Annotated in this window: 8 protein-coding genes and 1 pseudogene; 2 read left to right on the forward strand and 7 right to left on the reverse strand. The window is 59.1% G+C overall.

Annotated elements, in window-relative coordinates; translation table 11 throughout:
• Positions 1-37: 37 nt before the first annotated feature.
• On the forward strand, positions 38-1,075 hold the full coding sequence (locus A3C3_RS0128485; protein WP_022717982.1) for an MBL fold metallo-hydrolase: 1,038 nt from the start codon (positions 38-40) through the stop codon (positions 1,073-1,075).
• Between the two features lie 67 nt (positions 1,076-1,142).
• On the opposite strand, the gene A3C3_RS0128490 is transcribed toward A3C3_RS0128485, so the two are convergent.
• The 6 genes from A3C3_RS0128490 to A3C3_RS0128515 form a co-directional block, all read right to left on the reverse strand.
• Positions 1,143-2,198, reverse strand: coding sequence for an ABC transporter ATP-binding protein (locus A3C3_RS0128490; RefSeq protein WP_022717983.1), 1,056 nt, complete (start codon positions 2,196-2,198; stop codon positions 1,143-1,145).
• Between the two features lie 4 nt (positions 2,199-2,202).
• Positions 2,203-3,033 (reverse strand): carbohydrate ABC transporter permease, encoded by an 831-nt coding sequence (locus A3C3_RS0128495; protein ID WP_022717984.1) that lies wholly within the window; start codon positions 3,031-3,033, stop codon positions 2,203-2,205.
• 4 nt (positions 3,034-3,037) lie between these two features.
• Positions 3,038-3,970, reverse strand: a complete 933-nt coding sequence (locus A3C3_RS0128500) for a carbohydrate ABC transporter permease (RefSeq protein ID WP_022717985.1) — start codon at positions 3,968-3,970, stop codon at positions 3,038-3,040.
• A gap of 86 nt (positions 3,971-4,056) precedes the next feature.
• Entirely contained in the window at positions 4,057-5,316 is a 1,260-nt protein-coding gene (locus A3C3_RS0128505; RefSeq protein ID WP_028740084.1) for an ABC transporter substrate-binding protein, read from the reverse strand.
• A 37-nt stretch (positions 5,317-5,353) separates the two neighbouring features.
• The gene (locus A3C3_RS0128510; RefSeq protein ID WP_022717987.1) at positions 5,354-6,520 is read right to left on the reverse strand and encodes a PLP-dependent transferase; all 1,167 of its coding nucleotides are present in this window, start codon (positions 6,518-6,520) and stop codon (positions 5,354-5,356) included.
• A complete protein-coding gene (locus A3C3_RS0128515) occupies positions 6,517-7,239 on the reverse strand; it encodes a FadR/GntR family transcriptional regulator (protein ID WP_022717988.1) in 723 nt (240 codons plus the stop codon). Before A3C3_RS0128515 ends, A3C3_RS0128510 begins: the two co-directional genes overlap by 4 nt.
• A gap of 523 nt (positions 7,240-7,762) precedes the next feature.
• Here A3C3_RS0128515 and A3C3_RS44040 point away from each other — a divergent pair.
• The gene (locus tag A3C3_RS44040) at positions 7,763-8,014 is read left to right on the forward strand and encodes a hypothetical protein (protein WP_084797052.1); all 252 of its coding nucleotides are present in this window, start codon (positions 7,763-7,765) and stop codon (positions 8,012-8,014) included.
• On the opposite strand, the pseudogene A3C3_RS48675 reads toward A3C3_RS44040, so the two are convergent.
• A pseudogene (locus A3C3_RS48675) lies at positions 7,962-8,451 on the reverse strand (transposase); the annotation flags it as partial. The gene A3C3_RS44040 and the pseudogene A3C3_RS48675 sit on opposite strands and share 53 nt — an antisense overlap.

Genomic DNA, 8,451 nt, shown 5'->3' on the forward strand with positions numbered 1-8,451 from the left:
GGCATCCGGTGGAGCAATTTGCAAAAGGGAGGTGCCGATGATCTTCCGCCAGCTCTTCGACAGTGTCTCCGGCACCTACACCTATCTCATCGCCAGCCGAAAGGGAGGCGAGGCGCTCATCATCGATCCAGTGCTCGAAAAGGTCGACCGCTATCTCAAGCTGGTGGAGGAGCTCGACCTCAAGCTGGTCAAGGCCGTGGATACTCATCTGCACGCTGACCACATTACCGGGCTGGGTGCGCTGCGCGACCGGACCCATTGCGTTACAGTGATGGGCGAGCAGACGCTTGCCGATGTCGTCTCGATGCGCGTCACGGAAGGCGACCGCGTGGCGATTGAGGGACTGAGCCTCGACGTCCTTTACACACCGGGCCATACGGACGATTCCTATTCATTCCTCATGAATGGCCGCGTTTTTACGGGCGACACGCTGCTCATCCGCGGCACTGGGCGTACCGATTTCCAGAACGGCAATCCGCTCCAGCAATATGACTCCATCTTCAACAAGCTCCTCAAACTGCCTGACGAGACCCTGGTCTATCCGGCGCACGATTATAAGGGCGACACTGTTTCCACGATCGGCGAGGAGAAGCGCTTCAATCCGCGCCTGAAGGTCAGATCAGCCGACGAGTACGCCGACCTCATGAACAACCTGAAGCTTCCCAATCCGAAGATGATGGATGTGGCCGTGCCTGCAAATATCCATATCGGCCTGCATCAGGACGAGATTGCACGCATGGGCTGGGCCCTCTCGGCAGCAGAGGCCTTGGCGCTGAACGGGCGTCCCGACATTGCAATCGTCGACCTGCGGGAGAAGGGAGAACGGGAAAAACATGGAACAATTCCTGGCTCCCTTCATGCGCCCTATCCGGACTTGCAGGAAAACATCAGCACCGGCGGCATGTTGCATGAACTGGCAGAGGCGACCGGCAAGCGCATCGTGTTCTACTGCGCTTTCGGCGAGCGCTCAGCAATGGCCGTCCAGGCAGCCCAGGATGCCGGCTTGGCCAGCGCCTGCCACATCGAAGGCGGCATCGATGCCTGGAAGAAGGCGAACGGGCCGGTGATCCGATAACCTACCTGAGCTATTCGTGGGCCGCCACGGCGATTGTCGTCAGTCGGTCGAGGCGGAAAAAAATACGTCAGCCAGCCCTATTTCCCTCGCTGTCGAATAGATGCAGATGCTGCGCCGGAAAGGATACGCTGACTTCGGGCCCGGCCGTCAGCGCTTCGCGATCCAGCGTGAAGACCTTGAAGGGCAGGCCATGCAGCGACAGGTGCAGGATGATGCCGAAGCCGGTCGGTTCGACGAGCTCGACCTCGGCACGCATTCCGCCTTGATCCGACATGACCACATGCTCAGGGCGGATGCCGAGCGTGACTTTAGCGCCGCTCGAAAGCGCAAGCGGTGCCGACAGCGGAATAAGCGTCCCGTCCTTCAGCCTGACGCCGCCCGTCTCGCATGTCGCATCCAGGAAATTCATGCCGGGAGAACCGATGAAGCCCGCGACGAAAAGATTGGCGGGCCGATCGTAAAGCTCGAGGGGGCTGCCGACCTGCTGCACCACGCCGCCATGCATGGCGACGATCCGGTCGGCGAGCGTCATTGCCTCGATCTGGTCGTGCGTCACATAGATTGAGGTCGCCTTCAGGTCGGCGTGCAGTTTCTTGATCTCAGCACGCATCTGTTCGCGAAGACGTGCGTCGAGGTTCGAGAGCGGTTCGTCGAAAAGGAAGGCCTTGGGCTGGCGAACAATGGCCCGGCCCATGGCAACACGCTGCCGCTGCCCGCCCGAAAGTGCCTTTGGCCGCCGCTCAAGCAGCGGATCGAGGCCGAGCTTGGAGGCGGCATTTGCAACCGCGCTCGCAATCTTTTCCTTCGCCGTCCTCCTGAGCCTTAGGCTGTAACTCATGTTGCCGGCAACGTTCATATGGGGATAAAGCGCGTAGGACTGGAACACCATGGCGATGTCCCGGTCTTTCGGATGCAACTCGTTGACCCGGTTCCCGGCAATGCGGATTTCGCCGCCAGTGACCTCTTCGAGCCCCGCGATCATGCGCAGCAGGGTCGACTTGCCGCAGCCCGACGGGCCCACGAGGACGACGAATTCGCCATCCTTGATCTTGAGATCAACGTCATGCAGCACCTGGACGTGGCCGTAGGCTTTCTTGATGTTCTGTATATCGATCGATGCCATGTAACTAACCCTTGACCGCGCCGGCCGTCAGGCCCTGGACGAGATAACGCTGAATGAGCAGGAAGAAGAGGCCGGCTGGAATGAGCGCCATGACACCCGCCGCCATCATCTGCCCGAAATCCACGGAGAATTTCGAAACGAATGTGAGAAGGCCGACCGGAAAGGTTGCCGCCTCATTGCCGTTGATAAGCATCAGTGCGAAGAGCAGTTCGCTCCAGGCCGCGGTAAAGACGAAGCCGAGGGTTGCCGCGATTCCCGGCAGCGTCAGCGGCAAGATGATCTGCCGGAAGGCCGTGAACTGCGTCGCTCCGTCGATCATCGCAGCCTCCTCGAGATCCTTTGGAATGCCATCGAAAAAAGACTGCATCAGGAACGTCGCGAAGGGCACGTTGAAGGCGGTATAGACGACGACGAGGCCGGTCAGACTGTTCGTCAAGTGCAGCGGCGAGAGGATCTTGAAAATCGGTGCGACAAGCATGACCAGCGGGAACATCTGCGTCAAAAGCATCAGCGCAACGATCCAGTATTTTGCGCGGAAATTGAAGCGCGACAGCGCATAACCTGAAAGCGACGCGCAGATCGTCACCGCCACCGCCGTCGAGGCCGACACGATGAGGCTGTTCTTGAAGAAGGTTGGAAAGGCACTGTGCTGAAGCACAAAGGAATAATGTTCCCATGTCGTACGCGACGGCCACATGCGCACGCCCTCGCTATAAAGCAGGTCGTTCGGCGTGACCGAGACCTTCAGCAGCCAGAACAGCGGAAAGAGCGCGAAACCAATATAGCAGAGGATTGCCAGGCGATGGGCGATGGTCGCAATGGTGGATCGTCTCATCTGTTCAATCCTTCAGCAGGGTCTGCCGCAGCAGGATGATCAGCATGGAATAGGCAAGCAGCAGTGCGAGCAGAACCAGCGCGATGGCCGAGGCATAGCCGAAATCGAGCCGTCTGAATGCCTGGGTGAAGATATAGCTGGCGACGATCTGCGTCCGGTCCGCCGGTCCGCCGCCAGTCATGACGACAATGAGATCAGCAAAGTTCGACACCCAGACGGTCCGGAGCAAGACGGTGATGGCAATCGTCGGCGCAAGGAAGGGAAGCGTGATCGAACGGAAGCGCTGGACCCAGCCGGCGCCATCGATCGATGCGGCTTCATAAAGGTCGCGGGGAATTGCCTGAAGCGCTGCGAGCAGCGTGATCGCGAAGAACGGGATGCCCCACCAGACATTGGCGATGATCGGTCCCCACATTGCATATTGCGGATCAGAAAGAATGTTGCCAGGCGCGCCGGTCAGCCCGAGGCCGAAGAGCCAGTGCGGAATGGGCCCGATCACCGGATTGAAAAGCCAGGCCCAATTGAGGCCCGCAAGGAAGGACGGAACCGCCCAGGGCAGAAAGACGAGTGCCTGGACGATACCCCTGCCCCAGAACGGCTTATCAAGCAAAAGCGCCAGGATGAGCCCGAAGATGAACTGCAAGATCACCGAAGCGCCGGTCCACCATAGCGTATTGCGAAGCGCGCCGTAAAAGGCCGCATCTTGCGAAAGGGCGCGGAAGTGCTCAAGCCCGATGAACCCGCCGGAAAATGGGTTCAGAAGCTGGATATCGCGAAAGGCGTAGGAAATGCCCACTGCCAGCGGCGCCAACATAACCGCGATGATGAGGATCAGCGACGGTGCGCTGTAGAGATACGGCTCCGAGGCATCTGCAAGACGCTTCAGCCACGGCCTGCGATGGTGGCCCCTGTTCAACGTGTCGGCGATCATAGTCATCGGCCAAATTCCGGTTCGCGGCGCTGAGGGCGCCGTCTGTCTCGTCGGGAAGAATCGGCGGCGGATCGCTCCGCCGCCCCTGGCACCTACTTTTTGGCCAGGAACTTCTGCTGCGCCTTGGTCAAGTAGTCGGCCCACTGATCGGCCAGCTCCTTTGGAGTAATGTCGCCAAGGAGTGCCTGCTGCGAGGTCTTGATCGCCAGCGAATCCTTGAAGAAGGCGAACTCTTCGAGGTAGGTCGGCATGACGGTCGGAACCGTGTTCGGGTCAGCCAGTTCCTCGAACCAGCCCTTGAACTGATCACCTGCATAGAAGGGATCCTTCTCGGCCGCAGTATAGGCCGGCAGAGCGCCGATCTTCTTGTTCCACTCGATGTTGCCTTCCGGACCTTCAAGCGTTGCAATCAGCTTCCAGGAAAGGTCCTTATTCTGGCTCGTCGTGAACATCGACCATCCCGCATAGCCGATCGTGGGGAAGGATTTGCCGTCCGGCCCCTTCGGCAGCGGGATGACGCCGAAGTCTTCCTTCTTCATGCGCTCGGCAATGGCAATCAGAGCATCCGGATCCTGGTCGAGAAAGGCGCAGGTGCCGGAATAAAAGCCGGCAACGACCTCATTAAAGCCCCAGTTCACACTGTCCTTCGGCGCATAGCCCTTCTTGTAGAGGTCGACCATCCACTCGATACCCTTTGTCCAGCCGGGGCTGTTCATGGTCGAAGTGCCGTCTTCGTTGAAGTACTCGTTGTCGCCTGCCATGGAGGCTGCAAAGATCATCCAGCCATTTAAGCCGCCCGGGCCGCCGCGCATGCAGTAACCGTATTTTCCGGAGATCTTGGAGACCGCTTCGGAGGCCCTGGCAAATTCGTCCATCGTCTTCGGCGGTTCGTCAACGCCTGCTTCCTGGAGCAACTTCTTATTGTAGAACATGGCACGCAGATAGAAGCCGTAAGGCAGCATATAGGCCGTATCCTTGACATCGCGCCCGAGTTCGAGCGCGCGCGGCGTCAGTTCCTTGGTGTGCTCCCACTTTTCCAGATAGGGTTCAAGGCTTTCAAGCATGCCGTTGTTGCCGTAGAGCGAAAGCCAGGTGTCCGGCATTTCCATCACGTCTGGCGTGTCGCCCGCCGACACCATTGTCGCGAACTTCTGGAAGGCTTCGTTCCACGGCAGCGAGATGATTTCGACCTTGGTGCCCGGGTTTTCGGCCTCGAACTTACCGACGATCGATTTGAGGGTCTCGGTGCGCTCCGGGCTGGTGATGACTTCGACGAGTTTCAGCGTCGTATCGGCAAAGGCCGTGCCTGCCATCATCGCTGCGAAGAGCGTTGCGGTTATCAGTCTCTTCATGTTCATTCCCCCTTTTCGGTGTTCTTTCAGTTGGCGGTTATGAAGCGGCGGCAATCGCCTCTTCGATATCCCTCCACAGTGCCTCGGTTCCTTCGAGGCCGACATGGAGGCGTACGGACCGCGGATGAATGCCAAAGGCATGCGCGGAATTCGGCTGCGCTTTCTGCTGGAGCACAACCTCGCCCGGTACGATCAGGCTTTCATGCCCACCCCAGCTTACACCCAGTTTGAAAAGCTTGAGGTGGTCGGCAAAGGCGCGGATATCGACACCTTCGCGGAAAATGAACGAAAAGAGCCCCGATGTGCCATTGAGGCCAGTGGGCAGACGATTGGAAAGTCCCGGATGACAGACCTGCTCAACGACATCGAATTTCTGCAGGCGCTGGGCGATGGCCATCGCCGCAGTCTCGTGGGCCCTCATACGAAGCGGCAGCGTCCGGAGACCGCGGATGAGAAGCCAGGCGTCGAACGGCGAAAGCTTGGCGCCGAGATAGGGATAGGCCTCGGCCTTGATGCGCGCGATCATCTCCTTGGAACCGGCAATGACGCCGGCGACGACGTCGCTGTGGCCACCGAGATATTTCGAGGCCGAATGGATAACGAGATCGACGCCTAATGTCAGCGGCCGTTGGAAGAAGGGGCTCGCCCAGCTGTTGTCGATCATGGTAACGGCGCCATGCCGCTTGGCGAGTGCCGCAAGCGCGCCAACGTCATGGGCTTCCATGACCCAGCTCGTCGGGCTTTCCATGTAGAAGAGCCTCGCACCGGGCAGCGCCTTGGCGACTGCCTCCTCGTCGCGCCCGTCGACATAGGCGACCTCGATCCTCATCCGCTTCAGGATCGTGCCAAACAGGCGGAAAGCATCTGGGTAGACGTGCCTGACCGCTACGATCCGGTCACCGGGCTCTACAAAGCTCAGGACCGCCGATGAGATCGCCGCCATGCCGCTCGCAAAGCCGAGCGCATCTTCCGCGCCCTCGAGCTTGGCCAGCATCTCCTCGAACATCCGCACGGTCGGATTAAGCCCACGCGTATAGATCGGCCGCACCTTGTCGCCGCGATAGGAAGCGATCATGTCATCGTAGTCGGAGAAGGTGAAAAGCGACGTCTGAAAAATCGGCGGAACGACCGCATCCGCGAAGTGACCCTCGTCATGGGCGGTGATCAGCGAAGCAAGCTCGAATGGCTCCAAGCCGTTGCTCATTTGGACATTTCCTTGATGTCTTCCTCGACAACCTCGAGGATTTTCAATGTTTCTTCGCGGGCAGCCTCGGCGTCTTGGGCAACGATGGCGTTGAAAAGCGTGCGGTGGAACGGAAAGGACCGGCGCGCAAAGTCTTCCCGGTCGAATGGATGAGTCCAAAAGCGCTCGAAGGTCTCGCGCATCTGCTCAAGAAGCTGGCCGAACAACGGGTTATGGGTTGCGTCATAAACAGCCATGTGAAAGGCGAGGTCTTCGGGACCGGACGTGCCCTTCGCTTGGTGCACGCGCTCCATTTCATCGAGCTTCTCTTCGATGACGGCGAGGTCCCTGGCCGTTCTGCGCCGCGCAGCCACCATGCCTGCTTCGCATTCGATGCCGCGGCGAACCTCCAGCGTCTGCAGAAGGACGTCACGAAGATGCGCCGTGTCAAACGACAGCGGCATGTGGATGGTCGCCTTGGAAACCGGCTTCAAGAGATAGGTGCCGCTTCCCATGCGCGTCTCAATCACTCCAAGCGCCTGAAAGTGCCGGATCGCCTCGCGAATAGTCGAACGACCCACAGCAAGGGCTGCCATAAGTTCACGTTCGGCAGGCAGCCTATCGCCTGCCTTAAGCTTCGCCGCCTCAACATAATGAGCCAGCGCCTCAGTCACCTGACGCGCACGATCCATGGCGGGAAGCGGCCGGATCAAAGGGGTATCGCCGACATTTGCCTTCATGGTTCCCCAGTTGACTTCTTAAAGCAGCATTTCAAATTGGTCTGACGTCTTAGCATTTCGCAAAGACTCTGCGCCGTCAAGGTGGAGCAGCTGGTGAAGAGCAGATTCCAATTTTCCGAAAAACCCTGCCTTAAATCGGAAAACTGCCGATTAGCTTCTCCTAAAGTGCCGATCTAGGCCAACGATAGGAGTTTATTCCTGCTTCCGATGTTTTCGTATGCTGCGGAGTAGGAATGGCGAATTTCCGTTCTCAGTTGGGTCTCGAGCTTCCTGTGCAGCGCGCCGATTTCACGGTCGGCTCGCCCTTTCCGGTAGCCGTCGCCCGCGTTTTCAAAGAGTCACACGTTTGGTCGGGGCTACGCGGTCGAACGGAAGCCACGATTGAATGAGCACGGGACCTCACTACAAGATACGCCCCCGCTGGCTCGTACAGAGCGGTCCGCCTCGGGGACGAGAGAACGAGAGGGATAGTCATTTTTCAAAGTTCTCGTATCGTCTGCCCTCCGTAAGGGGAGTAGGCGTCATGACGAGTTTGGTTCCGGACGCTTTTTACTGGGCGACGTCAGACAAGCACACAAACGGGCAGACAACCATTGTGCAGGTTTCTACCGTCTTCGGCGGAGATCCAGGCTATTGGACGCTCGCTATTGTCGGGTCAGATCAGCATCATATGATCGACGAGTTCGAGCTTATCGCTCGAGTGGAACCACCCGAAGAACACCTACTTCGGCAAGCCGCCGCATCAGGAACGCGCCCTGGTTCATCCATTGCTTGATCGTGCCGAACGGATGCTCGACGCTCTCGCGCCGCCGGTCGAGAATGTCGGGCCGGGCCGCGCCGCCATGCGGTCGAGCACCGCCTCGTTCTCAAGGCGCGACACGCGACGGAAGCTTTTGGTGCAGCGTTCGCGCAGATGGCACGCCTTGCAGGCGGCGCGGTTGGTGTAGTCGATCTTCACATTGTNGCGTGACTTGCCGTAATGACGGGGCGAGAGCACCTGATCTCCGGGGCAAAGGAAAATGTCCTTGTCCGGATCGTAGCGGAATTCCTCCTTGGAAAAGAAGCCCTCGCGCACGGCAGGGCCCCGGATCGGCTTCGGCACATAGGCGGGATGTCCGCTTTCTCGCAGGCCTCGATATCCTCGATCTTGAAGTAGCCCCGGTCAGCAACCGCTTCGATCCGATCGACGCCGAGTGTTTCCATCGCCGCCTC

The organism is Rhizobium mongolense USDA 1844 (genome assembly GCF_000419765.1).
GTDB classification, from domain to species: Bacteria; Pseudomonadota; Alphaproteobacteria; order Rhizobiales; family Rhizobiaceae; genus Rhizobium; species Rhizobium mongolense.